The sequence below is a fragment of the Kingella bonacorsii genome (assembly GCF_016623605.1).
Taxonomy (GTDB): Bacteria; Pseudomonadota; Gammaproteobacteria; order Burkholderiales; family Neisseriaceae; genus Kingella_B; species Kingella_B oralis.
In genome coordinates this window covers 178921-204306 of the sequence record NZ_JAEHNZ010000002.1, presented here as the reverse complement: position 1 = coordinate 204306, position 25386 = coordinate 178921, and the positions used below count along the sequence as shown (strand labels likewise).

Below are 25386 nucleotides of genomic sequence, written 5' to 3'. Positions count from 1 at the left end.
ATGGATTGGACAAGTTTGAATTTGAGTGCAGCCACACCTGAAATCGTGCTGCTGATTGGGCTGTTTGGCGTGCTGCTGCTGGATTTGTGGATAAGCGATAGCAACCGCTTTATCACGCACGGGCTGAGCATTGTCGCCATGCTGGCGGCGGCGGGCGCGCAATTGGCGGTGTGGACAAGCGGACCTGTTACCGCGTTCAACGGTTTTTATATTGCCGACGGCATCGCGCAAGCCGCCAAGCTGGCGGTGTATCTGGCGACGGCGGCGTTGTTTGTCTACGCCAAGCCGTATAACCAGCTGCGCGGTATTTTCAAAGGCGAGTATTACACGCTGGCGATGTTTGCCTGCGTGGGCATGAGCGTGATGATGAGTGCGGGGCATTTTTTGACGGCGTATATCGGCTTGGAGCTGCTGTCGCTGTCGCTGTATGCCATGATTGCGCTGCAACGCGATTCCGCCCGTGCTGCCGAAGCCGCGCTGAAATATTTTGTACTCGGCGCGCTGGCTTCGGGCATCTTGTTATACGGTACGTCTATGGTTTACGGCGCAACAGGCAGCCTGAATTTCGCCGAGATTTTTCAGGCTGCCCAAAGCGGCGACGTGAACGGCTGGCTATTGAAGCTGGGCGTGTTGTTTATCGTGGCGGCGGTGGCGTTTAAGTTTGGCGCGGTGCCGTTTCACATGTGGGTGCCCGATGTGTATCAGGGTGCGCCGACTTCGGTGGCCGCGTTTATCGGCTCGGTGCCCAAAATCGCCGCCACCCTTTTTGCCTTCCGCATTCTGGTGAGCGGCTTGGTGTTGAACAAGGGCGATTGGCAGTTGCTGTTTGCCGCGCTGGCGGTGCTGTCGCTGCTGGTGGGCAATTTGGCGGCGATTATGCAGACCAATGTGAAGCGGATGTTCGGTTTTTCTACGGTGTCGCACATGGGCTTTGTGTTGCTCGGCTTTGTGGGCGGGCAGATTGGTTTTCAGGCTGCCGTGTTCTACGCGATTATTTACACGCTGATGAGCCTAACGGGCTTCGGCGTGCTGATGGCGGTGAGCAACGAGCACCACGAATGCAACCAAATCAGCGATTTGGCGGGCTTGAACCAACGCCATGCGTGGTATGCGTTTTTGATGCTGTTGGCGCTGTTTAGCATGGCGGGCATTCCGCCGCTGGCGGGCTTTTACGCCAAATTTGCCGTGCTCAAAGCCTTGGTTGCCGCGCCTTATCCGTGGGCAACGCTGCTAGCGGTGTTTGCGGTGGTGATGAGTTTGATTGGCGCGTTCTATTATTTGCGCGTGGTGCGCGTGATGTATTTTGAAGACGCTACGCAACACGAGCCGATGAGCGGCACGCTGGCGGCGAAGTGGGTGCTGTCTGTTAATGCGCTGCTGTTGCTGGTGTGGGGCGTAATGCCCGCGCATTTGACGGAATGGATTAAAACGGCGGTGGAACGCGCGTTTTGATTGAAGAGTGGATTTCAGGCTGCCTTTTGTGATGAGGCAGCCTGAAAGTTTATTTGGGGCAGGCGACAGGGTAGAGTGGGGCAGTTGAAAACTTAATCTGAATGGCGATCATGGTTTTGACGATGGTTTGTTGTCCGTAAGGGTAGTAAGCAAGATGTTGGCGAGCCACTGATTTCCCATTTAGTTTTGTTGAATTTCGTTTCAGGCTGCCTTTGGTGCATTAACCTATTTTTTGCATAGAGATAAACCATGAATCAGGCTAATGATGAGAAAGTTAATTTGCTTTTAAAAGATTGCGACAAATTTGGCGCAGTAGATGAGCAAACCATCAAGATGGCAGAGCAAGAGCTGGAAGTTATTTTTCCTTATCAATACAGAGAATTTTTAGCGAACTTTGGCGCGGTTGTTGGTTATGGATTTGAAATTTATGGATTACCACATCAGGAAGCATCTCAATGCCCATATTGGCAAAACGTTGTTACCATCGCAAAGAAATTAAGAAAAAATAACCAAATAGGTGCTGAGAATAAGATGTTTATTCCCATATCGCATGATGGAATGGATACTTATTATTTTATCAATACTGAATGTTTTAATAAGACGGAAATATGGTCAATAGATTATTTGCGTGAATATATTGTGTCATTTGATTTGTATGATTTTATTGAGATGCTTACTTGTAAAGGCTAGTGAATAAATAAATTTAAATTTAATTTTGCAAACAAGGTTTTACCATGAAGCCATCTTTCCAAATCCCTGCTTTTTCTTGGCTGGCATTAAATTTCTTGGGCTATTACTGCGCGTTTGGCGTGATACAGCCGTTTTTTCCGCTGTGGTTGCAGAGTCATCATTATTCGGAATTTTTTATTGCGTTTGTGATGTCGTCGGCTTATTTGTTTCGGTTTTTGGGGGGCTTGTGGCTGTCCAAACGGGTGCGGCGGCTGGATTTGTTGTTGCCAACAATTCGGCTGGCAACGTGGGGTGGTGTGTTGGCGTTGTTGGTGGCTGCGGCGAGCGCGGGGGCGGCGTGGTTGTTGGTGGCGTTGATTTGGTTGTTTTTTGCGTTGAATGGCGGTGAGATGCCGTTGAATGAGACGGCGGCGAGTGCGTGGCAAAAGCAGATTGGCTTGGATTATGGACGAGTGCGTTTGTTTGGCTCGGGGGCGTATATTTTGGGGACGTTGCTGGCGGGCTGGGTGGTGGCGCAGTTGGGCGCGGTGTGGTTGGTGTATTTGATGGCGGCGTTGTTGCTGTTGCATGGTCTGATGCAGCTGCCGCGGGCGGTGCCTGCGTTGCATAATCGGGCATCGGCGGCGCAGGGGGAATCGTTGGGGTTTGCGGCGTTGTTGCGGCAGCCTGAAACGCGGGGGATGCTGCTGGCGGTGTCGCTGATTCAGGGCAGCCATGCGGCGTATTACACTTACGGCGTGATTTATTGGCAGGCGGCGGGGATTGCGCCGCAGCAGATTAGCGGGCTGTGGAGCGTGGCGGTGGCGGCGGAGATTGTGTTGTTTTTCTTTTCGCGGTGGTGGCTGGGTGGCGCGGAGATTGCGCGTCTGATGCGGATTTCGGCGGTGCTGACGCTGGCGCGCTGGCTGCTGATGGCTTCAACGCTGAATTTTGCGGGCTTGCTGGTGGTGCAGCTGTTGCACGCGGCGGGGTTTAGCTTGTCGCATTTTGCGATGGTGCGGTTTATTGTGCGGCAGCCTGAAAAGGATATGGCGAAGTTGCAGGCGTTGTATATCGGGCTGGCGAGTTGCGCGGCGGTGGCGGTTTTGACTTTGCTGGCGGGATGGGTGTATCGGGTGCAGCCCGCTTGGGCGTTTGGGGTGATGGGCGCTTTTGCGCTGGCGGCGTTGTGGGTGTTGCCGAAAAGGGCGGGGGAAGAGGCAGCCTGAAAATGGTTTGTGCTTTGTGGTTGGCTTTGGGTGTCGCTTTAACCATGCGCTTCGTGCCAGCGGGGCACTTCCTTTACTTCGCCAAACGGAGCTTGCGAAGCTAAAACCAAGTTATCCGACAAAAAACCGCGTGGCAGCACACCAAGCGGTTTTGTTTTTCAGGCTGCCTTTGGGCTTTCGGCGATAAGGCAACGGGCAACGCTACGCCTTATCGCGTTCCGCCAAATATTCCTGCAAGCCGCGTTCGCGCAAGATGCAGGCGGGGCATTGGTGGCAGCCGCCTGCCACGCCCATATAGCAGGTGTGGGTGTGCTCGCGGATGTAGTCAAACGCGCCCAGTTGGTCGGCGAGTGCCCATGTTTGTTTTTTGGTGAGCCACATCAGCGGGGTGCGGATGTCAAACGGGTAGTCCATGGCGAGGTTGAGCGTTACGTTCATGGATTTGATGAACACGTCGCGGCAGTCGGGATAGCCTGAAAAATCGGTTTCGCATACGCCTGTGTAGATGCGGTGGATGCCTTGCGCTTTGGCGTGGATGGCGGCGTAGAGCAAAAATAGGGCGTTGCGCCCGTCCACAAAAGTGTTGGGCGTGTTGCCCGCTTGCTGGATGGGCGCGCTGCTGTCCATCAAAGCGTTGTGGGTGATGTTGCCAATGGCGGATAAATCCAACACGGTGTGCGGCACGCCTAAATCTTGGGCAATCCACGCGGCGCGTTGCAGCTCGACGGCGTGGCGTTGCCCGTATTGGAAGCTGATGGTTTGCACGTTGCCCGCGCCGCAGTCGGCGATGGCTTGGAACAGGCAGGTGGTGGAATCTTGCCCGCCCGAGAAGATAACGAGTGCTGTGTTGGGAGACATTTCAGGCTGCCTTGTGGGAAAATTGGTATTATACTTCGCCGTTTTATGGATTTTGGAACGACAACATGAGTTTGGTAAACAAATTGCGGGCGATGCCGTGCTATCGTTTAACGGTGTTGGCGGTGTTTTTGGTGGCGGCGGGCGGTGTGTGCGGCTCGTTTTTTGGGCAATATGTGCTGAAAATGAATCCGTGTGTGATGTGCATCCAGCAGCGTTTGGCGTTGGTGGCAACGATGTTGCTGGCGTTGGTTTGCATCGCGCTGCCGCATCGCAAGCTGATTGGGCGCACGCTGGCGGCGGTGTTGATTTCCGCGCCTGCGGCGTTTGGCGCTTGGGTGGCGGCAAAGCAGATTCATTTGCAGTCGCTGCCGCCTGCCGAGCAGCCCGATTGCGGTGCGCCGCTGTCGTTCGTTTTGAAAAACAAGCCGTTGTTTAAATTGTATGAGCCGCTGTTGCGCGGGGATTCGGGCTTTTGCGGCGAGGTGTATAAGGTGTTGGGCGTGCCGCTGCCGGTGTGGAGCGTGATGTTTTTTGCGGCGGTGTTGCTGATTGTGTGGGCGATGTGGCTGCGGACGCGTAAACAATGATTGTGAGGCAGCCTGAAAGTGGGTTTACTGCGTTTCAGGCTGCCTCAACCTAAACAAGGAAACCAAAATGACCAACGAAACCATCAACGTTGACCCCAACGAAATCGCCAAGTTCAGCCAAATCGCCGATAAATGGTGGGACAAAACGGGCGAGTTCAAACCGCTGCACGACATCAACCCCCTGCGCTTGGACTATATTGACCAACACGCCCACTTGGCGGGCAAGACGGTGCTGGATGTGGGCTGCGGCGGCGGCATATTGTCGGAAAGCATGGCGCGGCGCGGCGCGGCAAGCGTGTTGGGCGTGGACATGGCGGAGCAGTCGCTAAACACCGCGCAGGCGCACGCCGATGCCGAGCGCGTGGACAACATCGCCTATCGCTGCGTGAGCGTGGAAGATTTGGCGGCGGAGATACCGCATTCGTTTGATGTGGTAACGTGCATGGAGATGTTGGAACACGTTCCCGACCCTACATCCATCATCCGCGCCTGCGCCAAGCTGGCAAAGCCTGATGGCTGGGTGTTTTTTTCCACGATTAACCGCAATCCCAAATCGTATCTGCACGCCGTGTTGGGCGCGGAATATGTGCTCAACCTTGTGCCCAAAGGCACGCACGATTGGCAAAAATTCATCACGCCATCCGAATTGGCACGCATGGCGCGGCTGGCTGGGCTGGACGTGGTGGACACGCGCGGAATGTCGTTTAACTTGCTCACGCGGCAGTATTTTTTGCAGGATGATGTGAGCGTGAATTATATGGTGGCGTGTAAGGTGGCAGCCTGAAAAATGGATGGGCGATAAAGAACCGTGTTTCTGATAAGGGGAAACACGGTTTTGCTTTGGGCTGGGTTTTAGGCAGCCTGAAAACGGTTGGGCATTCAAATATCGTATGGCACAGATTTCAACGCAATCGGTTCAGGATTTTGCGCTACCCAGCGGATAGCCAGTTCGCACAAGCGGTTGGCAAGCGTGTCGTCAGTTTCGCTGATTGTGCGGCAAATATTTTCGGCTTCCGCCAGTTCGCTATCGGGCAGCGGGTTGCCTTGGCGCAAGTAGTTTGGCAGAGCGGCGAGCATGGCGGAGTAGCCGTGATGCCAATTCATTTTACCGTTGCGGTAGAGTTCGCTGCGAATGCGGTCGGCAACGCGAATGGCTTCGCCTTGCACGGTGGCGGCATGACCGGAAGCAGGAACGAGCAACTGCCAAGCATAATCATAGCGTGCTTCCCAATCGTCGCCTTGCAGCACAATGGGCGAACAGCCGTTATGCAGGATACGGGCTGGCGCGGATTGAACACCGAATAATTCGCATAGCCGCAATACGGCGGTTTCGTTGCGTGCGATATGGGGCGCAGCGGCGGGGGCAGCGCGGCGAAATTCAAAATCTGCGCTGATGCGGCGCACTAATTCCCGACTTTTGTCATTGGGCACGATGCCCGCGGCAAGCAAAATTTCGGCACTCGGCACGATATACGCAGCGTTGGTATAACCCGTTTCGCGTAGCGCGGCTTCCAGCGGGGTGTCGCCCATTTGGTTTGGCAGCGTGGGGTCAGCGCCGTGTTCCAGTAAAACGCGCAGAGCTTCGGGGTAGAAGCAGGCTTGATGCAATGGCGTGTTGCCTTGCCTATTGCGGGTGTGAATGTCCGCACCGTGCGCGAGTAATAATTGGATAGCTTGGGGGTGAATGGCGGCGGTGTGTAGCGCAGTATCGCCTGCATGATTTTGCGCGTGGATATGGGCATGGCTGGCTAAAAGCAAGGCGATTTTTTCCAGCGACTGCTGCGGGGTGTTGTCAAAACGCAACCCTTCTTCATAAAATAGTTTTTGATGGGATTGTTCACTTGCTGCGTAATTTGCATGAGCAATCAGCGGCGTTTCGCCGAAACGGGCGCATTGTTCAGTATCTGCGCCGTGTTACAGTAGCCAACGCATTTGTTCGGGCGTTAGCTCAGCAAACGAGAGGGCGGGCTTTTTCAGGCTGCCGCGTTCGGTAGCGTTGGTGTCGGTGGTGGCGAATAGTGCGGCAAATTCGGTTAGGTTGCTGCGGTGGCACAGTTCGGCGAAGTCTTTGGGTAGGGTTTTCTTTTTGGGCATGGTAGTCTCATGTTGATAATTAGGCAGCCTGAAAACCCACTTTCAGGCTGCCTTTGTTGTTCAGAAAGCGCGTGCATCGCTTGGGCGATGATCCACGCTACGCTTGCTGCATTTTTTCAGGTAGCCCGAAGGGGACGCTCACCCCGCGTCGGGACTGAGTTCGTTTGAACAGAAACCGCGTGCGTGCGTTCCGCACACACCCTACGTCGGGATTGGAGGTTTTGTGCGGGCTACGGCTTGCTATCTTGCGGTTGGCATACTGGCGGGAATGGGGCGGCAGGAGAAGTAGACGGGATGAGTAGAAGAAATTAATAATGGTAAAGATTATGTATAAATCAAATTTTTCAGGATATTTTATTGCTATATTTTTACTCAAACATATCTAAAACTTCGTTCAATAATTCAGTTCTCCATTTCTCATTTTGATGATTTGTAGAAAAGGTTTTTATGGTTTCATATGCATTATCAACTTGATCACCTGATAGTTTTGATATTTTGTTAATGATGTTAAATGCTCCATGAGCAACTTCAAATCCTCCATGTATTAACCAATCAATCGCTTTTTCAAACAGAGGTTCTGGAGGATAATTTTCTAGCGCATAAATTAATGTGCCCTTACACCTTTCAAACTCTGGTTGTTCCATAAAATTTAAGATAATAGGATAAATTTCATTATTCTTTTTTTCTGCTAAATCTAAGATGATGTGAAGTTTATCCCAAACTGGTAAGTTGTGCTCTTGCAGAGCTTGAATTAATAATTTATTTGACATTTGGCTTTCCTAATTCTTCCCATATCTCAAAGAGCAAACGTAGCCTGCATGGGTAGGGTGTGCGGCTCTGCCACGCACGCGCTCTTTGACATTTGGGAGATTGCTTGCAAAATTCTCATGCTGCGTCCAGACGGCTTTGGGTTTTTTCAGGCTGCCTTTGGGGTTCGGAAATCACGTGTGTCGCGGTTGAATTTCATGTATCGCTCCGTTGATTAAAGCAGCCTGAAAACGGTTTTCAGGCTGCCTGTGCTTGCTATTTCACAATCTGATTTAACTCGCCTTTGGCATATTTGCTCGCCATTTTTTCCAGCGAAACGGGCTTGATTTTATCCGCCATGCCCTCGCAGCCAAACGCCAGATAACGCGCCAAACAAATCTGCTTCATCGCTTCCACCGTTTTGCTCAAATATTTGCGCGGGTCAAACTCGCTGGGGTTTTGCGCCATAAAGCGGCGGATTGCGCCCGTGCTGGCAAGGCGCAAATCGGTGTCAATGTTCACCTTGCGCACGCCGTGTTTGATGCCTTCCACAATTTCTTCCACGGGCACGCCGTAGGTTTCGCCAATGTCGCCGCCAAATTCGTTGATGATTTTCAGCCATTCTTGCGGCACGGAGCTAGAACCGTGCATCACGATATGCGTGTTGGGCAGCGCGGCGTGGATTTCTTTGATGCGGTCAATCCGCAGCACTTCGCCTGTGGGCGGGCGGGTGAATTTATATGCGCCGTGGCTGGTGCCCACCGCAATCGCCAGCGCGTCCACATTGGTGTCGCGCACAAAGCGCACGGCATCGGCAACGCTGGTGAGCATTTGGTCGTGGCTCAATTTACCTTCCGCGCCCACGCCGTCTTCCTCGCCCGCTTCACCCGTTTCCAAATTGCCCAACACGCCAATTTCACCTTCCACCGACACGCCGCAAGCGTGGGAAAACTGCACCACGCGGCGGGTTACTTCGGCGTTGTATTCGTAGCTAGATGGCGTTTTGCCGTCTTCTTGCAGCGAGCCGTCCATCATCACCGAGCTGAAGCCGAGCTGAATGGAGCGTTGGCACACATCGGGCGATGCGCCGTGGTCTTGGTGCATCACCACGGGGATATGCGGAAATTCTTCCACGGCGGCTAAAATCAGATGGCGCAAAAACGGCGCGCCTGCATATTTGCGCGCGCCTGCGGATGCTTGCACGATAACGGGGGCATTTACTTGGTTGGCGGCTTCCATAATGGCGCGCATTTGCTCCAAGTTGTTGACGTTGAATGCGGGTAAGCCGTAGCTGTGTTCGGCGGCGTGGTCCAATAATTGGCGCATGGATACGAGTGCCATGGGTTTTGCTCCTTCAAAATGTAGTTGGATGTAGGAAAATGCGGGCGCAATTATAAGTGCTTGAAAGCAGGAAAACAATGGCAGGCGGGCATTTGCCCGTGCGAAAGGCAGCCTGAAACGCCGTTTTGCGGTTTTCAGGCTGCCTTTTGCGCTACATGATGCTACGTTTGTTTTAGCCGGTATCGGCAACCGATTGGTGTTGCCGTGTCCGCCCGACATCGTTTCAGGCGCAGGGTGCGATGATTGAGGCAGCCTGAAAACGGGATAATCCATTTTCAGGCTGCCTGTGTTTGTGTGCAGCGCAGGCGTGTCGCCCCAAGCATTTCAGGCTGCCGAAGCATCCCATCCAAGGCAGCCTAAAAACGCTACGCCGCATCGGCGCGGGTGGTAATCACTTTGTCAATCAAGCCGTAATCCGCCGCTTCTTGGGCAGACATAAAATTGTCGCGGTCGGTGTCGCGCTCGATTTGTTCCAGCGATTTGCCCGTGTGTTCCGCCAGCATTTGGTTCAATTTTTCTTTCAGCTTCAACAGCTCGCGCGCGTGAATCTCGATATCCGAAGCCTGCCCGCCCAAGCCGCCGCTAATCAAAGGCTGGTGAATCATCACGCGGCTGTTGGGCAGGGCAAAGCGTTTGCCTTTTGTGCCCGCCGACAGCAAAAACGCGCCCATGCTCGCCGCCTGCCCCAAGCACAGCGTTTGCACATCGGGCTTGATGAACTTCATCGTGTCGTAAATGCTCATGCCTGCGGTAACGCTTCCGCCGGGGCTGTTGATGTAGAAATAAATGTCTTTGTCGGGGTTTTCGCTTTCCAAAAACAAAAGCTGTGCCACCACCAAGTTGGCGGTGTGGTCATTCACGGGGCCCACCAAAAAGATAATCCGCTCTTTGAGCAGGCGCGAATAAATGTCAAACGCGCGTTCGCCGCGCCCGCTTTGCTCAATCACGGTGGGGATTAAGGTGTTGTTTTGAATATCGGCTAACATGGTTTTTCCTCAGGTTTGAATGGTTAAAACGAATCGGCAGCCTGAAAACAGGCGTATCGCGAAACGATGGATTTTTGGATAAGGCGCTCGGCTGCGTTTTCAGGCTGCCTTTGCGGCAAGCTACATTAGAATAGGCAGCCTGAAAACGGGTAAAACGGGTTCAGCCAAGCCAAAACCCCTGCCCAAGCGGCTAACAAAAAAGCACCAAGCAATCAATCGCCTTGGTGCTTTTTGATGATGCGGTTAAGCGTTTGCGCCCATCACCTCTTCAAAGCTCAATGCTTTTTCGGTAACGTTGGCTTTGCCCAGTACATAATCCACCACATTGGCTTCCACCGCCAAATTGGTCGGGCCTGCCAGGCGGCTGCGGTCGGCAAAATACCAATCCATCACTTCTTGCGGGTCTTCGTAGCTGTCGGCAACATCGGCGATAATCGCTTTCACTTGCTCGTCGGTGGCTTGCAGTTTGAATTCTTCCACCAAAGCGGGCAGCAGCAGGCCCAATGCCACGCGCTGCTCGGCGCGTTCGGTAAACATATCGGCAGGCAAATCAAAGTTGGCGGCATCCAAGCCTTGTTGCGCGAAGTTTTGTTTCATTTCATCTGCCAAGCGTTGCGCTTCGTCTTTCACAAAAGCCTGTGGCAAATCAAACGAATGCGCGCCGCGCAAGGCATTCATCACCGCATCGGTATTGCGCGCATCTACGCGGCGTTTCACTTCGCGCGCCACGTTTTTCTTGATTTCCTCGCGCATTTTGGCAACATCGCCATCGGCAATGCCCAAGGCTTTGGCAAAATCGGCATCCACTTCGGGCAACATAGGCTCGGCAACATTGTGCACGGTGATGGTGAACACGGCGGTTTTGCCTGCTACTTCTTTGCCGTGGTAATCCTCGGGGAAGTTCACTTCCACGTCTTTGCTTTCGCCTTCTTTCAAGCCCAGCACGCCCGCTTCAAATTCAGGCAGCATTTCGCCGTTGCCCAGCAGGAAAGGATAGTTTTTAGACGAACCGCCGGCAAAAGGCTCGCCGTCGATTTTGCCTTCAAAGTCGATAATCACGCGGTCGCCGTTTTGCGCGGCGCGCTCCACGCGGTTATAGCGGGTGCGTTGTTTGCGCAAGATTTCAACGGTGTCGTCCACTTCTTTGTCGCCCACTTCGGCGCTCACTTTTTCAATGTTTAAGGCAGACAAATCGCCGATTTTGATTTCGGGGAAGGTTTCGTAGGTGAACGCCACTTTCAAAGCGTCGGCGCTTTCTTCGCCTTCAACGGGCTCAATTTTGGTGACGGCGGCGATGCGCAGGTTTTGCTCTTGCGCCACTTTGTTGAACGCTTGTTGCGCCAAATCGTTCAACACGTCGTTTTGAATGCCCGCGCCATACATTTGGGCAACCATTTTCAAAGGGGCTTTGCCGGGGCGGAAGCCGTCGATTTTCACGCGGCGTTGCGCTTTTTTCAGCTCTTTGTCGGTGGCTTCGTTGATGTCTAACCAAGACAAAGATACGATGACTTTACGTTCCAATTTTTCTAATGTTTCAACTGCTGCGCTCATGGCTGGTCTTTCTTTCGTTGATTTTTGACGGGATAAATAAAACGCGCGAGTGTAGCACAAGGTTGGGCTTTTCGCATCTGTTTTGCGCCGTTTGCAGATATACCGCTTGACGCATTGCCGGTTGCACCGCTATAATGCGCGCTTCTTTGCCCAGATGGCGGAATTGGTAGACGCGCTAGTTTCAGGTACTAGTGTCCGTAAGGACGTGGAAGTTCGAGTCTTCTTCTGGGCACCAAATTTTGAAGGACTGCTTTTGCGAGCAGTCCTTTTTGTTTGTCTGAAACCTGATTTTCAGGCTGCCCCAGCCTTTGCCGCCATGAACCGAACCTCTGCTTATGCGCTTATCCTGCTGTTTACCCTGCTGTTCATATTGTTGTTTGGCGGCAGCAGCTGCCTTGCCGCTTATCGCAACCCCGCGCCCGCGCTGGTGTTAAACAGCACCGTGCCGCTTATTCCCGCCACCGCATGGCTTTATTTGAGCCTGCCACTGTTTTTGGTTTGCGCCGCCCGTCGGCTCAACATCGCCGCGCAATGGCGTTTCTTTTTGCTGCTCACCGGCGAGCTGGTGGTTGCCAGTATCGCATTTCAGCTTTATCCCGTTCACGTTCATTTTATGCAGCCTGAAAACCCGCAAGGCGCAGGGCAAACGCTGCTGCGCCTTGCGCACACCATCGGCATGAGCCACAACTATCTGCCCTCGCTGCATTGCGCGTTTGCCACCACGGCCGCCGCGCTGTTGCACCGACATGTTTCGCGCCCCGCGCGCGCTGTCATTTGGCTGTATGCTGCCGCCATCAACATCAGCACGCTCACCATCCACGCCCATCACTGGCTGGATTTGGTGGCGGGCAATCTGTTGGTGCTGCTGCTTTGGCAACCCATCCGCCGCCTTGCCCGCGCCACTTTGCCCGGCTACCAAACGCATCTGCTTTGGCTGCACAACCAAGCTCGGTTCGCCCGCCGCCATCCGCGCTATGCGCTCGTCAGCCTGATTTTGTACAGCCAATATCCGTTCCATCCCAAGCGCAGCAAACTGATGATTGCGGGCTACTGCTTTTTGCAGGCCTACGACGACATTATGGACGGCGACCGCCCGCTCAACGGCAGCCTGAAAACGAGTGCAACCAAAACGAATGCTGCCGATTGCCGCACAGCCTCACACGCGCTCACGCCGCCGCAACACGCCGCGCAAATCATCCGACAATGGCAAAGCTATGCTCAACCCGCGCAAAGGCAGCCTGAAAACCGACATGGCGCGTTTCAGGCTGCCGCAAACAGCGCGGCGGATATGAGGCAGCCTGAAATTCCATCCAAGCCGTTATCCGATCTGCCGCAACTTGCCTGCCTGTTCAACCGCCAGCTCGCCCGACTGCCCGCTTACGTCGAAGCCCACGCGGAAGTGGCCCGCCTGCTGCGGCTGATGCAGGCCGATGCCGTCCGTGCCCCCGCCCGCCTGCTTTACCCGCAAGCGCAGTTGCAGCAGCATATGCGCCAAACCTTTGCCTCGTCGCTCAATCTGCTGTTTTGCGCCCAGCAATGCGCCACCCGCGCCGAACACCTTCCCGAGCTGGTGCGCGCGCTGGCATGGTGTTCCGCTATGCGCGATTGGGATGCCGACCTCGCTTGCGGCATCATCAACATCCCCGCCGAAGTGTGGCACGCCGCCCGACTTGTGCCCGATGAACGCAACGGGCGCGTGGCCAGCCAAAACCCCGCCGTTGCCGCGTGGCTCGCACGGCAAAAGCAACACGCCGAACAAGACCTGCGCGACCTGTTTTTCAGGCTGCCGCAAATCAAGCGGCAAGACCCCGCTGCGGCGAAAATCATTCGGCTGTTTGCGCGCTCGGTGTGGCGGTTTGCCGAAAAACGCTATCCCAAGCGGTTCGGCGGGGGATAAGGCAGCCTGAAAGCCAAATGGCGCGGCGGCGGTTTGCCGTCAAACAGTTTGTTTAATCAGGCGTTGGCGGGATGTCGGCGCGCCTGTTCTATGGGTGGCAAGTTCGTAAAGGTTTCAACTTGAAACGCGGCTCAATGGAACGAAGACAGCCAAGCCGTTTCCCTTTTCAAAATGTGTAAACCGCGTGCAAACAAAGGCAGCCTGAAACCCATGATGGGATTTTCAGGCTGCCTTTGATGCGTTGGGGCAGGCCATCGGATGCGCCGTTGTGGCGGCGGGTTTGGCTGCGCTGAAACCCATTTCATTTGTTTTGGCTGCGCTCGTTTTCAGGCTGCCGATGCTTATTGCCACACGGCGAGCTTGGGCATCGGCTCAACTTGGTAGCCGTTGTGGCGCAGCAGCATAATCAGGCCTTGGTTGCCCACCAGATGCGCGGTGCCAACGGCAAACAGGGTGGGCTGTTTGGCGGCTTCGGCTTGGATTTTGGGTAGCCAGTTGCGGTTGCGGGCAACAATCATCTGTTGCACGAACCAGTCGGCAAATTGTTGCTGCTGCGCGGGGGAAAGGCTGCTTTCGGGGTTGAATTCGGTGTCTTTTTGCAGCAGGGCGGGGATGCGGGCGAAATCGCCGTGGGCATAGGCTTCGAAGATGATTTTGTCGTTGTCTTTTTTGGGGCGTTGCGCCCAGTCGTTCAGCCCGGCGATGATGAGCTCTTCGGGCAGGATGTGAAAGTAGGCGAGCGCTTCAATGTGGCTTTCCAAGCTGCCGAGCGGTTTGTGCTGCTGAGTGGCTTGGGCGGTGATGAGCTTGTCTGCGCCTGTTTCGTTGCTTTCGTCGGTTTCGCGCAGGCTCAGGGTGTTGAGCAGGACCGCCCACGGGTGGAGTTGGTCCAGACTTTGCAGGAGCGGTTCGGCGTTGGGGTAGCTGCGGATGTGTTGTTTGAGGGCGTTAAACGCGCGGCTGCCCATTTTCTGCGAGAGCGGGGTGTCGCTGAGCATGGCTTGGACGAGGCTTTGGCGCGTGCTTTCGGGGATGTCGTCGGCGACTTCGGTGATGATTTTTTGATTTTGGGTAATCAGCTGGGCGAGGGCGGGGCTGATGCGGGCACTGGCTTTGCCGATGTGGATGGTGCCGAGCAGGTAGGAATCGGGTTGCCCTGCTTTGCTGATTTTCCAGAGGTTGCTTTCCAGCTTGACGCTGTGCCAGTCAAACGGGGTTTGGGCGTATTGTTTGGGTGCGGGGAGGGTGGTTTGACGCGGGATTTTTGGCGGTTGGGGGGCGGTGGCGGGATGGGGTTGCCAGAATTGGATGCCGATGTTGGCGAGAACCAGCAGGGCGATGAGGGCGATAAGCAGTTTGAGGTGTTTGCTGTTCATGGGTGTGGTTTTGGGGGATGGGCAAACCTGTTTTCAGGCTGCCTTTGGGGTTTACTCGCGGTGGTAGGGGTGGTTGTTGAGGATGGAGACGGCGCGGTAGAGCTGTTCGGTGAGCAGCACGCGCACCATGCCGTGCGGCAGGGTGAGGCTGGACAGGCGCAGCATCAGGTGGGCGCGTTGTTTGAGGCTGTCGGTCATGCCGTCTGCGCCGCCGATGATGAAGCAGGGGTGGGCGCCGTTTTGCTGCCAGCCGCGCAGGTGTTCGGCAAGTTCCACGGAGGTGGGGGCTTTGCCGCGCTCGTCTAGGGCGATGATGTGGGCGTTGGGCGGCAGGGCTTCGAGGATGCGTTTTTCTTCGGCGGCCATGCCTTGCGCGCTGCTGGTGCCTGCGCCGCGTTTTTCGGGTTTGATTTCTTTTAGGGTGTAGTGGATGTCGCGCCCGAAGCGTTTGCTGTATTCGTTGACGGCTTCGGTTACCCAACGGGGCATTTTGGTGCCGACGGCTAGGATGGTGATGTTCATGTTTGGGTGTCGGGGTGGGAATGAGGCAGCCTGAAAACGGGGTTGGCTTACTGTGGTTGCGGTAAACATTTATGTATATGTATGGCGACGAGCCGTCGCCATGCCATTTTGTGTTGTGTTTTCAACCTTGCGCGTTGCGCTGCGGTATACCCCTTTAATACCCAAATCAAAGATTTGGACAAAGGGGCAAGGCTGCCTTTGGGTTAATCCGGGTGGTCGTTGCCGGTCATCATCATGAGCAAGACGATGTTTTGGATGGTGTTGTGGATGATGGGGTGGTCGTCTTCGTAGGTGTTCATGAAGATGAGCAGGGCTTGGTGGAGCTGGGTGAGGGCTTGCTCGGGCCGGTGGGTTTGCAGGTGGTGGTAGGCGTGGCGGCAGAGGTATTTGGCGTAGAGCGGGTGGTCGGTGCCGACGCTGCGGGCGAGGTGTTGCGCGGCTTGGCGGTAGTGTTCGGCGGCTTGGAGGTAGTGTTTGAGCGCGTCGTGGGCGGCGGCGAGTTCGCAGTGGGCGAGGGCGATGCTCGGGTGGTGGGCGGGGGCGGTGGTTTCTAGGATTTGGGCGGTGTGTTGCAGGATGGACAGGGCTTCTTGGGCGTGCTCTTGCTGGCGGTAGACGGCGGCGGCGTGGGTGTAGGCTTGGGCGGTTTTGGGGTGGTGCATGCCGTGTAGCTGTTCAAATCGGGCGGCGGCTTGTTCGTAGTGGTGCAGGGCTTGGGCAAGGTTTTCTTGGGTGTAGAGGGCATTGCCGAGGTCGTCGTGGATTTGGGCGGTTAAGTCGGCTTCGGTGGCGAGGGTTAGGGCTTCTTCGAGGTTGCGTTGGGCTTTGCCGGCTTGGGCGGTGTGCAGTTGGTTGATGGCAAGCTGGTTGAGGGCTTGGGCGAGGGCGTTGGGGTGGTTGTGTTGGCGTTGGATGTGCACGGCTTGTTTGAGCAGCGGTTCGGCGGCGGCGTAATCGCCGTTGGCGGTGTGCCATGCGCCGAGGTTGAGCAGGCTTTGGGCGTGTTGGGGGCTGGTTTCGCCGTGGGTGTGTTGGGTGTAGTCGTGGGTGTCTTGCAGCTCTTGGGCGAGCTGTTGGTGTTGGTAGTTTTGGATTTGCTGCCGATGGCGTTGTTGTTGGGTTTTGAGTTGGTGTGGGGTCATGGCGGGCATCGCTTGTGCGAGCGAGTGGTTAAGAGTGTTTTCAGGCTGCCTATGTGTGTTTAGGCAGCCTGAAAATAGTGAATATAGGTTATTAGTTATCGGCGGCGTGCCATGGTTTGCTTGCGCCTGTGTGGAATTGGGGTTTTTCGCCGCCCCAGAGCGCTTCGATGTCGTAGTAATCGCGCACGGCGGGGAGCATCACGTGGACGATTAAATCGTCGGCATCCACCAGCGCCCATTCGCCGCTGTCTTGCCCTTCGCTGCTGAGGATGGTGTAGCCTGCTTCTTTCAAATCGACGGCGACGTTGTTGGCAAGGGCTTTGACTTGGCGGGTGGAATCGCCGCTGGCGATGATCATGCGGGCGAAAAGGGAGGTTTTGTCGCTGGTGTTGAGCACGATGATGTCTTTGGCTTTGATGTCTTCTAGGGCATTGACGGCGATGGCGGTCATTTGTTCTAGGTTTTGCTGTTCTTGTTCGGTCATGTTGTGTCTTTATGGGGTTGGAAAAATGGGGGAATTATACTGAATTTGGGGGGATTAAGGCAGCCTGAAACCCATTTTCAGGCTGCCTATTGTATGCCTATCGCCGCTCTTGTTTGCGAATCAGATACATTGCCCAGCAGCCAAAGGCAGCGGTGGGTAGGATGGCGGAAAACATGGCGGGCACGCCGTAAAGCTGGGTGGTGAAGCCAAATAGCCGCCCTGTGAAGAAGAACAGCAGCCCGAGGCAGATGCCGCCGAAGAGTTTTAAGCCCATATTGCTGTGCCGCCCTGAATTGGGGGTGAAGGCGAGGGCAACGAGTGCCATCACCATCGTGGCGACGGGATAGATGAGTTTGTTCCACCATGCGACATCGTAGGCTTGGGTTTGCTGGTGGTTTTCTTTGAGATAACGGATGTATTGCGTGAGTGCGGTGAAGCTCATTTGCTCGGGTTTAACTAATAACACGTTGAGCAGGGGCTTGCCGATGTCGGTTTGCCATTCGCGCTCGGCTTGCTGTTGGGGCTGGGCGCGGTTGTTGGCAAGGGTGGTGCTGTGGGCGTTGTGCAGTTGCCATTTGTCGCTGGCAACGGTGGCTTTTTCGGCGCTGATGGCTTCGGTGAGCTGGAATTGGTCGTTGTAGTGCCAGATTTTGATGCCGACTAGGGTGTTGTCGGGCAGCATGGAGGCAACGTTTATCATGCTGCCCGGTTGTTTAATCCAGATGCCGTTGTGGGCGGCGGCAATGTGCCCCGCGCGGGCGTTGGCTTTCATTTCGTCGCCGCGGCGGCTAAGCTCGGGTGCGAGCCATTCGCCCAGCAACACGGTGGCGATGGCGAAAATGGCGCTGAATTTGATGATGATGCCGATGATGTTTCCGGTGGATAGACCGCTGGTTTTGATGACGGCAAGCTCGCTGTTGTTGGCAAGCTGGTTGAGCGCAACCAGCCCGCCAATGAGCGTGGCAAGCGGCATCAGCTGATAGGCGCGGGCGGGCATTTGCATCAGGATGTATTGGGTTGCCACCCAAAGCGTGTATTGGTTTTGCCCCACCACGCTGGTTTCGCTGATGAGGTCAATAAAGCTGTATAGCGCGAGGATGGCGAACAGGGCGTAGCACGAGGCGATGGCGAGGCGTTTGATGAGATAGCGGGTGATGAGGTTCATGGTGGTTTGGATTTTCAGGCTGCGTTTTAAGCGTAGGCAGCCTGAAAATGGGGTTGAGTGGATGGGTTAAAGGGTTTTCAACCTTGCGCGTTGCGCTGCGGTATACCTCTTTGGCTTTGCATAAGTTCGCATGGCTAAATCAAAGATTTAGATGCTCACTGATACCCAAATCAAAGATTTGGACAAAGGGGCAAGGCTGCTTCTGGGGGCTGTTTCATGGCATAGAGTAAGGCAGCCTGAAAAAGGGATGGAGGGAATAGCGCAGCCTAAAAACGAGTTTAGCAGTCGTTTCAGGCTGCCTTTGGGCAGATTAGGGCAGCTACCGCCCCAACACCGCCGCTTTCAGCCCCTGCCAAAACGGCTTCGCGGGCATGGAGCGCATACGCAGCAGCACCCAAATGCAGGCAATCATCAGCAAGTGCATCGGCAGCAAGCCGAGCCAAAAGTTAATTTTGCCGTCTTCCACCGCGTCGCGCAGCAGGGTTAAGCCGTTTTGGTACACCAAAAAGAAGCCCACAGCGAGCAACACATGATACGAATTGCCCGAGCGCGTGTTGAAATACGACAGCGGAACCGCCAGCAGGCTGAGCAGCAACACGGTTATCGGCAGCGACACGCGCCACATCAACTCGGCTTGGTATTGCGGATTGCTGCTGCCGATGAGCTGCGCGGTGGGAATGGTGCGGCGGTGGTCAATCGGATCCACTACTTTGGGCGTGGTGTTGATGATAAGGTTGAGCTCTTGAAACGACACTTGGTCAAAATCGCCGCGCCCTGCGATGCCGCTGTAACGATAGCCGTTGTTCAGCACCAGCGTGCGCTTGTTGCCCGACAAATCAAAACGCCCTTCCTTGGCAAACACCACGCTGTCGCGTCCCGTTTCGTCTATATCGCGGATAAACAGGTTTTTCATGATGCCGCCATCGGTGTCAAACGTTTCCACAAAATACACGCGCCCGTCTTTTTTGCCCAATTCGCTAAACGTGCCCGCTTGCACCAGCGATAAATTTTGCTTTTGCTTCAAGATTTCGGCGTATTCGCGGCTGCGGTATTCCGCCCACGGCAACACGGCAACTTGCATCGCCGCCACCAGCAACGCCAGCGGCAGGGCAAAAGTAAGCACGGGGCGTATCCATTTTCTTAACCCCAAGCCGCTGGATAACCAAATCGCCATTTCGCTGTCACGCCAATAGCGCGTGAGCACGGTGAGCGTGCTGATGTAGGCGGTTAAAACGAGCAGCAACGGGGTCATGCCCAGCGTCCAAAAGCCAATCAGCGTGGCAACGGCATCCACGGCAACGCGCCCGTCGGCGGCGCGCCCGAGCATATTGATGCCTTGGGTAAACACCAGTATCGCCAGTACTACAAAAAAGATGGCGATGGCGGTGAACGTGGTTTCTTTGATGAATTGACGGTGATAAATCATGGGATGTGTAAGCTGTTTTGCATGGGGGCAATTGTACGGGAATTTGGCTTTTCAGGCTGCCTTTGTTTACAGGATTGCTGGCATGATGGCGCGGGTGGCAGATTAAGGTAGCCTGAAAACGGCAACGGCTTGGCATTTTGTTTACACGTTTTCAGGCTGCCCCAGCACCACAAGGCAGTCTGAAAATCCAGTTTGTCTCGCCCAATCACAGTAAAAAAAGGTTCTATGATAAAATCACGCGTTTTGAAGCAATTATCTCTCGGAGACCAACATGGCTGGACACAGCAAATGGGCGAATATCCAACACAAAAAAGCCCGCGTCGATGCCCAACGCGGCAAAATTTTTACCAAACTGATTAAAGAAATCACCGTAGCCGCCAAGCAAGGCGGTGGCGACCCCGCATCCAACCCCCGCCTGCGCCTTGCTATGGACAAAGCATGGGATGCCAATATGCCCAAAGACAACGTGCAACGCGCGATAGATAAAGGCACAGGCAACCTAGAAGGCGTGGATTATGTAGAACTGCGCTACGAAGGCTACGGCATCGGCGGCGCAGCCCTGATGGTGGACTGCATGACCGACAACAAAACCCGCACCGTTGCCGATGTGCGCCACGCGTTCACCAAAAACGGCGGCAATCTGGGCACAGACGGCTGCGTGGCGTTTAATTTCGTGCACCAAGGCTATTTGGTGTTTGCCAATGTGGATGAAGACGCGCTGATGGAAGCCGCGCTGGAAGCGGGCGCGGAAGATGTGATTGTGGACGACGAAGGCATTATTGAGGTCATCACCGCGCCCAACGATTGGGCTACCATCAAAGCCGCGCTGGAACAAGCAGGCTTCAAATCCGAAGACGGCGACGTAACCATGCGCGCGCAAAACACCACCGAATTGAGCGGCGCCGATGCCGAAAAAATGCAAAAACTCATCGACGCGCTGGAAAGCCTGGACGACGTGCAAAACGTGTACACCTCCGCCGTGTTGGATTTAGGTTAAGCCCCAAGGCAGCCTGAAAACAAACAGCGCAAACCGCGTTTTCCGTTTTCAGGCTGCCCATCCCTTTTATAACAACCCCAAGGACAACATCCATGTCATCCAAAATTATTTCATTGAAAAAGCAAGCCCTGCTTATCGCCGCCGCTATCGGTTTGGCGGCGTGCGGCGACCAACAACCTGCAAACCCTGCCGCATCCACGCCCGCCGCCGTTAGCACGCCCGCCGCGCCCGCATCCGCTTCCGAAGCATCCGCCGCATCCGCCGCCGGCGCATCCGAAGCCGCCGGCACCACGCTATCGAGCAAAGACAACAAAGTGCAATTCGTTATCCCGCAAAACATCAGCGGCGCGTTCGAAGACAAGCTCGCCGATGGCAACCTGCTGCCCGAAGGCGTGCCCGCCGAGCAAGTAACCCTGTTGCAGCACAACGACGATGCCGATTTAACCCTATCCGTGGTGCAAACGGGCAAAACTGACAAAGCCGCCGACAAACTGTTTGCCGATTTGAAAAAAGAAATTGAAAGCGACCAAAGCGTGAAAGACGCGCAAGTGGATGCCGCCACCGCCGACAGCGTGGCATACCGCTACACCCAAGCCAACGAAAACACCACCACCCGCGAAAGCTGCATCGCCCATTTGTCTGCCGATAAAGAACTCGCCGTGGTGTGCGCCACCAGCGGGCAAATGTCTGCCAACGAGTTGAAAGACTTGTTGGCAAGCAGCGTGAAGTTTAACTAAGCGCACACCTATATAATAAAGGCAGCCTGAAAACGGGGTTTGGCTTTATGCGAAGCCGTAAACACGTTTTCAGGCTGCCTCAATGTTATTCAATAGAGCAGGGCGCATATTTTTGTTTACACACGTCAAATGGTTTTTCTTGTTTGCATCAGGCAGCCTGAAAACGAGCGAAGCGAAAACCGTATCCAAAAAATGTTTTCAGGCTGCCTACCCGCCCTCTATTTCCATCCACTCATCCAATCCAACCATGCCCTTCACCCCCCAAGACACCCAACACATGCAACTCGCCCTCGCCCTCGCATGGCAAGGACGCTTTTCCACCAGCCCTAACCCGCGCGTCGGCTGCGTCATCGTGCACGGCAGCCAAATCGTTGGGCAAGGCTACCATGTGCAGGCAGGTGCGCCGCACGCCGAAGTCCACGCCCTTGCCCAAGCAGGCGCGCTGGCACGCGGCGCAACGGCTTACGTTACCCTAGAACCCTGTGCTCACCACGGGCGCACGCCCCCTTGCGCCGAAGCCCTTGTTCGCGCAGGCGTATCGCGCGTTATCGCCGCCATGCAAGACCCCAACCCCCTCGTGGCAGGCAAAGGGCTCGCCATCCTGCGCCAAGCAGGCATCCAAGTTGCCAGCGGATTGTGCGAAGCCGAAGCGCGTGCGCTCAATCGCGGCTTTTTATCGCGCATTGAACGCCAGCGCCCGTTTGTCAAACTCAAAATCGCCGCCAGCCTAGACGGCAAAACCGCCCTTGCCAACGGCGCAAGCCAATGGATAACAGGCGAAGCCGCCCGCGCCGACGTGCAAATCCAACGCGCCGAAAGCTGCGCCGTGCTCACAGGCATTGGCACAATCCTTGCCGACAACCCCCAGCTCAACGTTCGCATCCCCACCATCCGCCAGCCCCTGCGCATCGTGCTAGACCGCCAATTGCGCACCCCCGCCTGCAGCCACATCATCCAAGACGGCGGCAATACCCTAATTTGCACGCAAAACACAACAGCCGCTAACCCCTTTGCCGATTGTCCCAACGTGCAAATAGATAGGCAGCCTGAAAACGACCTCGCCCGCCTGCTCGCCCACCTCGCCCAGCAGCACCAAATCGGCGAACTGATGATAGAAGCAGGCAGCACCCTTGCCACCGCCTTTATCCAAGCCGATTTAGTGGACGAAATCGTGTACTACCAAGCCCCAAAAATCCTCGGCGACAGCGCACGCGGTATTTTCAGGCTGCCTGAAAACGAAGCCACGCTCACCCAGCCGCCGCAATGGCAAACCACCAGCGTAGAAACGTTGGGCGACGACATCAAATGGGTGTTGCAGCGCAAGCGGTAAACATTTTCAGGCTGCCTCACCCTGTTTACAGCATAAGGCAGCCTGAAAACGCAGAGTGGGCAACTCGCTTGCCCACCGTGGACAACATTTAATCAGCAATAGCATTCATCACGCCATTTAACATTTTCAGGCTGCCTTAATATGCAATCAAGGCAGCCTGAAAACGCTTAAATAATTTCAACTTAACAATGTTGCCGCAATAAAAGCAACAAATCGTAGGGTGTGCAGCTTCGCTGCGCACGCAGCTAACAAAGCAGCCTGAAACGCCAATAAAACAACAGCCCATCCCCAAGAAACCACCCATTCGCTCATTATTATTACCCCCCATTCCGCCGCATAACCCACCATCATTCAACATCGCCCGTGCAGGCGTTTCGCCGCCTACCACGAGCAGGGGCAAGCCCCTGCTCCCCACGCAGCATCAACCCTTCCTTGCATGATTTTCAGGCTGCCTATAAACAACACAACTGCCCCAACACACACCAAAGGCAGCCTGAAAACACCATTTCCTCATTTCAGGCTGCCTCAACCCATCCATCTCCCCCCTCAAACCACCTCCACCCCAAACGCCCCCAGCGCCCCCACCAACCAAAAAATCGGCAGCCCAATCAACGCATTCGGGTCAGAACACACCACCCGCTCCAACAACGCCGCCCCCAAGCCCTCGCTTTTTGCCGCCCCCGCGCAAAAAATCGCATCAGGCTCGCGCGCCAAATAACGCGCAATCTGCCCCGCCGACAACATCCGCATCCGCACCACCGTTTCATCAACGTGCGATTTAAGGCAGCCTGAAACCGAATCCAACACGCAAACCGCGCTGTAAAACACAATCTCCCGCCCCGATAGCTCCGCCAGCATCGCCGCCGCCTTTTCAACCGACATCGGCTTGCCCAGTTGCCGCCCATCGCACCACGCCACCTGATCCGCCCCAATAATCAAATGCGCAGGAAACTGCCCCGCCAACGATTTTGCCTTGCCCATCGCCAAACGCAGCGCCGTTTCCCGCGCCGACTCCCCTGCCAAAGGCGCTTCATCAAACACAGGCTTGCCCACCGCAAAATCCAATCCCAAAGCCGCCAACTGCTGCTGCCGAAACACCGAAGAAGACCCCAAAACAACAGGCAACGCCATCGCGCCCCTCCCTTAAAAATATTGACGAAACAAATACAAAATTATATCATGCGCCGTTTATGTTAAACCGAATACTGATTGATTCCCAAGCGTTCACCGCCAAGCAAGAAACCCTGCAAGGCAACGTCTTACTCAACCAACTAGACGAACGCGTTTGGACGCGCGATTTCACCGATTTGTCATCATCCATCGCCTACACCCTAACAGGCGGCATAGATAAATGGCAACGCCCCTATTTAACGCTCACCCTTTCAGGCTGCCTACCTCTCCAATGCCAACGCTGTATGCAACCCACAGGATTTGCGTTAAACGAAAACGTGCGAATTGTTCTGTTTGAAAACGAAGAAACGCTAGATGAAGCCATGCTCGCCGACGAAGATCTCGAAGGTATGTTGCAAGAACCCGAAATAGACGTTTTCTCGCTCATCGAAGACCAAATCCTCATGGCTTTGCCGTTTTCTCCCAAGCACGAACAATGCGGCAACGCCCAGCTAGAAGCGAATAATCAAAGCAAACCCAATCCTTTTGCCGCATTGGCAGGGTTGAAAAAATCGGGCTAACTTTTTATCTTTTATATTAAATTAACAGGAGTTCAAAATGGCCGTTCAACAGAATAAAAAATCACCTTCACGCCGTGGCATGCACCGTTCACACGATGCGTTGACTGCCCCAGCATTGTCAGTAGATAGCGCAACAGGTGAAGTACACCGCCCACACCACATTTCGCCAAACGGCATGTATCGTGGTCGCAAAGTAGCCAAAGCCAAAGGCGAATAAGCACAGCGGCGCAAAAAGCCAGCGATTGAGCAACAGCAATATCGGCTGGCTTTTTCGTACCAACCATTTTCAGGCTGCCCACTCTCACGCCAACGCAGCCTGAAACATCCCATCCCATCACAGAAAAGCGAGCATTCCCATGGCACAAAAAATTTGGTACACCTACGACGACATCCATCGCACCGTGAAACACATCGCCCAAAAAATCAACGAAGCAGGCATCAAATACGATGCCATGATAGCCATTGGCGGCGGTGGCTTTATCCCCGCCCGAATGCTGCGCACTTTTCTTGACATCCCCATCTACGCCGTAACCACCGCCTATTATCTGAACGAAACCGACAGCCAAACCACCGATGCGGTGCAGAAAATCCAATGGCTGGACCCGATTCCGGCCGAATTGCAAGGCAAAAACGTTTTGGTGGTGGACGAAGTGGACGACAGCCGCACCACCATGCGTTTTGTGCTGGATGAGCTGGAACGCGACGGCTTCAAAAAAATCGGCGTCGCCGTAATTCACAACAAGCTCAAACCCAAAACCGCCGAGCTGCCCGATGATGTTGCCTATTTTAGCGGCGTAGAAATTGAAGATTGGTGGATAAACTACCCGTGGGATGCCACCGACATCGAAGCGCACAACTGCCGCGCCGCCGCAGGCGTTCATTCAGACGAAGAATAAAGCGGCAAACCATTTTGGCTTCGCAACTCCGCTACGCTCCGCAGGCTGCCTGAAACCCCCAAAAAGCGTTTCAGGCAGCCTGAAACCGTTTTACAATACCTGCTTTGAATACTGGGTAACCCGCAAACACCAAGGGCTAACGCCAAAGGCAGCCTGAAAACGAGTGCGCCAGCCTCGCACCAAGCCCAACCCTCACCAAGGAAACCTTC

Annotated in this window: 26 protein-coding genes and 1 tRNA gene; 13 read left to right on the top strand and 14 right to left on the bottom strand. The window is 54.9% G+C overall.

The window, feature by feature from the left end; translation table 11 throughout:
- The 3 genes from nuoN to JDW22_RS05805 all read left to right on the top strand — a co-directional run bounded on the left by nuoN (nucleotide 1) and on the right by JDW22_RS05805 (nucleotide 3350).
- Complete coding sequence (nuoN, locus tag JDW22_RS05815) at nucleotides 1-1452, top strand: NADH-quinone oxidoreductase subunit NuoN (RefSeq protein WP_200522279.1); 1452 nt, start codon at nucleotides 1-3, stop codon at nucleotides 1450-1452.
- A gap of 249 nt (nucleotides 1453-1701) precedes the next feature.
- Nucleotides 1702-2142 (top strand): SMI1/KNR4 family protein, encoded by a 441-nt coding sequence (locus tag JDW22_RS05810; RefSeq protein ID WP_200522278.1) that lies wholly within the window; start codon nucleotides 1702-1704, stop codon nucleotides 2140-2142.
- A gap of 44 nt (nucleotides 2143-2186) precedes the next feature.
- Nucleotides 2187-3350 (top strand): 3-phenylpropionate MFS transporter, encoded by a 1164-nt coding sequence (locus JDW22_RS05805; protein ID WP_200522277.1) that lies wholly within the window; start codon nucleotides 2187-2189, stop codon nucleotides 3348-3350.
- A gap of 201 nt (nucleotides 3351-3551) precedes the next feature.
- Here JDW22_RS05805 and queC read toward each other — a convergent pair whose 3' ends face one another.
- The gene (gene queC / locus JDW22_RS05800; protein ID WP_200522276.1) at nucleotides 3552-4208 is read right to left on the bottom strand and encodes a 7-cyano-7-deazaguanine synthase QueC; all 657 of its coding nucleotides are present in this window, start codon (nucleotides 4206-4208) and stop codon (nucleotides 3552-3554) included.
- Nucleotides 4209-4300: 92 nt separating this feature from the next.
- Here queC and JDW22_RS05795 point away from each other — a divergent pair, with 92 nt between their 5' ends.
- Nucleotides 4301-4795, top strand: coding sequence for a disulfide bond formation protein B (locus JDW22_RS05795; RefSeq protein WP_040559199.1), 495 nt, complete (start codon nucleotides 4301-4303; stop codon nucleotides 4793-4795).
- A gap of 67 nt (nucleotides 4796-4862) precedes the next feature.
- Nucleotides 4863-5579, top strand: a complete 717-nt coding sequence (gene ubiG / locus JDW22_RS05790) for a bifunctional 2-polyprenyl-6-hydroxyphenol methylase/3-demethylubiquinol 3-O-methyltransferase UbiG (RefSeq protein ID WP_200522275.1) — start codon at nucleotides 4863-4865, stop codon at nucleotides 5577-5579.
- Nucleotides 5580-5674: 95 nt separating this feature from the next.
- Here the strand turns inward: ubiG and JDW22_RS05785 are convergent, their stop codons facing one another.
- From JDW22_RS05785 to tig, 6 genes are all read right to left on the bottom strand, one after another.
- Nucleotides 5675-6598 (bottom strand): ankyrin repeat domain-containing protein, encoded by a 924-nt coding sequence (locus tag JDW22_RS05785; RefSeq protein ID WP_200522274.1) that lies wholly within the window; start codon nucleotides 6596-6598, stop codon nucleotides 5675-5677.
- 111 nt (nucleotides 6599-6709) lie between these two features.
- The gene (locus JDW22_RS05780; RefSeq protein WP_200522273.1) at nucleotides 6710-6889 is read right to left on the bottom strand and encodes a hypothetical protein; all 180 of its coding nucleotides are present in this window, start codon (nucleotides 6887-6889) and stop codon (nucleotides 6710-6712) included.
- Between the two features lie 368 nt (nucleotides 6890-7257).
- Entirely contained in the window at nucleotides 7258-7659 is a 402-nt protein-coding gene (locus tag JDW22_RS05775; RefSeq protein ID WP_200522272.1) for a hypothetical protein, read from the bottom strand.
- A gap of 253 nt (nucleotides 7660-7912) precedes the next feature.
- Nucleotides 7913-8977 carry a class II fructose-bisphosphate aldolase gene (gene fba / locus JDW22_RS05770; RefSeq protein WP_200522731.1) on the bottom strand — a complete coding sequence of 355 codons (1065 nt, stop codon included), beginning with the start codon at nucleotides 8975-8977 and terminating at the stop codon, nucleotides 7913-7915.
- A gap of 365 nt (nucleotides 8978-9342) precedes the next feature.
- Complete coding sequence (gene clpP, locus JDW22_RS05765; RefSeq protein ID WP_200522271.1) at nucleotides 9343-9963, bottom strand: ATP-dependent Clp endopeptidase proteolytic subunit ClpP; 621 nt, start codon at nucleotides 9961-9963, stop codon at nucleotides 9343-9345.
- Nucleotides 9964-10206: 243 nt separating this feature from the next.
- On the bottom strand, nucleotides 10207-11514 hold the full coding sequence (gene tig, locus JDW22_RS05760; protein WP_200522270.1) for a trigger factor: 1308 nt from the start codon (nucleotides 11512-11514) through the stop codon (nucleotides 10207-10209).
- 148 nt (nucleotides 11515-11662) lie between these two features.
- Between tig and JDW22_RS05755 the strand changes: the two genes are divergently transcribed.
- Together JDW22_RS05755 and JDW22_RS05750 are read left to right on the top strand one after the other, a co-directional pair.
- Nucleotides 11663-11749: transfer RNA gene (locus JDW22_RS05755), tRNA-Leu, on the top strand.
- An 18-nt stretch (nucleotides 11750-11767) separates the two neighbouring features.
- A complete protein-coding gene (locus tag JDW22_RS05750; protein ID WP_200522269.1) occupies nucleotides 11768-13411 on the top strand; it encodes a phosphatase PAP2 family protein in 1644 nt (547 codons plus the stop codon).
- A gap of 341 nt (nucleotides 13412-13752) precedes the next feature.
- Here the strand turns inward: JDW22_RS05750 and JDW22_RS05745 are convergent, their stop codons facing one another.
- The 6 genes from JDW22_RS05745 to lptF all read right to left on the bottom strand — a co-directional run bounded on the left by JDW22_RS05745 (nucleotide 13753) and on the right by lptF (nucleotide 19526).
- Nucleotides 13753-14787: a TraB/GumN family protein gene (locus tag JDW22_RS05745; RefSeq protein WP_200522268.1), complete on the bottom strand. Its 1035-nt coding sequence runs from the start codon at nucleotides 14785-14787 to the stop codon at nucleotides 13753-13755.
- A 51-nt stretch (nucleotides 14788-14838) separates the two neighbouring features.
- Nucleotides 14839-15309, bottom strand: coding sequence for a 23S rRNA (pseudouridine(1915)-N(3))-methyltransferase RlmH (rlmH, locus tag JDW22_RS05740; RefSeq protein WP_003798892.1), 471 nt, complete (start codon nucleotides 15307-15309; stop codon nucleotides 14839-14841).
- Between the two features lie 203 nt (nucleotides 15310-15512).
- Nucleotides 15513-16451: a tetratricopeptide repeat protein gene (locus JDW22_RS05735; protein WP_200522267.1), complete on the bottom strand. Its 939-nt coding sequence runs from the start codon at nucleotides 16449-16451 to the stop codon at nucleotides 15513-15515.
- A 91-nt stretch (nucleotides 16452-16542) separates the two neighbouring features.
- On the bottom strand, nucleotides 16543-16935 hold the full coding sequence (gene rsfS / locus JDW22_RS05730) for a ribosome silencing factor (protein WP_200522266.1): 393 nt from the start codon (nucleotides 16933-16935) through the stop codon (nucleotides 16543-16545).
- A gap of 97 nt (nucleotides 16936-17032) precedes the next feature.
- A complete protein-coding gene (gene lptG / locus JDW22_RS05725) occupies nucleotides 17033-18100 on the bottom strand; it encodes an LPS export ABC transporter permease LptG (RefSeq protein ID WP_200522265.1) in 1068 nt (355 codons plus the stop codon).
- A gap of 319 nt (nucleotides 18101-18419) precedes the next feature.
- Nucleotides 18420-19526 (bottom strand): LPS export ABC transporter permease LptF, encoded by a 1107-nt coding sequence (gene lptF, locus JDW22_RS05720; protein WP_200522264.1) that lies wholly within the window; start codon nucleotides 19524-19526, stop codon nucleotides 18420-18422.
- Between the two features lie 271 nt (nucleotides 19527-19797).
- Between lptF and JDW22_RS05715 the strand changes: the two genes are divergently transcribed.
- The 3 genes from JDW22_RS05715 (at nucleotide 19798) to ribD (ending at nucleotide 22590) form a co-directional block, all read left to right on the top strand.
- Nucleotides 19798-20523, top strand: coding sequence for a YebC/PmpR family DNA-binding transcriptional regulator (locus JDW22_RS05715; protein ID WP_200522263.1), 726 nt, complete (start codon nucleotides 19798-19800; stop codon nucleotides 20521-20523).
- A gap of 92 nt (nucleotides 20524-20615) precedes the next feature.
- Complete coding sequence (locus tag JDW22_RS05710; protein ID WP_200522262.1) at nucleotides 20616-21260, top strand: hypothetical protein; 645 nt, start codon at nucleotides 20616-20618, stop codon at nucleotides 21258-21260.
- 247 nt (nucleotides 21261-21507) lie between these two features.
- A complete protein-coding gene (gene ribD / locus JDW22_RS05705) occupies nucleotides 21508-22590 on the top strand; it encodes a bifunctional diaminohydroxyphosphoribosylaminopyrimidine deaminase/5-amino-6-(5-phosphoribosylamino)uracil reductase RibD (RefSeq protein WP_200522730.1) in 1083 nt (360 codons plus the stop codon).
- 546 nt (nucleotides 22591-23136) lie between these two features.
- On the opposite strand, the gene JDW22_RS05700 is transcribed toward ribD, so the two are convergent.
- A complete protein-coding gene (locus tag JDW22_RS05700; RefSeq protein WP_200522261.1) occupies nucleotides 23137-23721 on the bottom strand; it encodes a Maf family protein in 585 nt (194 codons plus the stop codon).
- Between the two features lie 59 nt (nucleotides 23722-23780).
- On the opposite strand from JDW22_RS05700, the gene JDW22_RS05695 reads away from it, so the two are divergent.
- The 3 genes from JDW22_RS05695 to JDW22_RS05685 all read left to right on the top strand — a co-directional run bounded on the left by JDW22_RS05695 (nucleotide 23781) and on the right by JDW22_RS05685 (nucleotide 25177).
- A complete protein-coding gene (locus JDW22_RS05695; RefSeq protein WP_200522260.1) occupies nucleotides 23781-24281 on the top strand; it encodes a YceD family protein in 501 nt (166 codons plus the stop codon).
- Between the two features lie 37 nt (nucleotides 24282-24318).
- Nucleotides 24319-24498, top strand: a complete 180-nt coding sequence (rpmF, locus tag JDW22_RS05690) for a 50S ribosomal protein L32 (RefSeq protein ID WP_081446130.1) — start codon at nucleotides 24319-24321, stop codon at nucleotides 24496-24498.
- Nucleotides 24499-24637: 139 nt separating this feature from the next.
- Nucleotides 24638-25177 carry a phosphoribosyltransferase gene (locus JDW22_RS05685; RefSeq protein ID WP_200522259.1) on the top strand — a complete coding sequence of 180 codons (540 nt, stop codon included), beginning with the start codon at nucleotides 24638-24640 and terminating at the stop codon, nucleotides 25175-25177.
- Nucleotides 25178-25386: the final 209 nt, after the last annotated feature.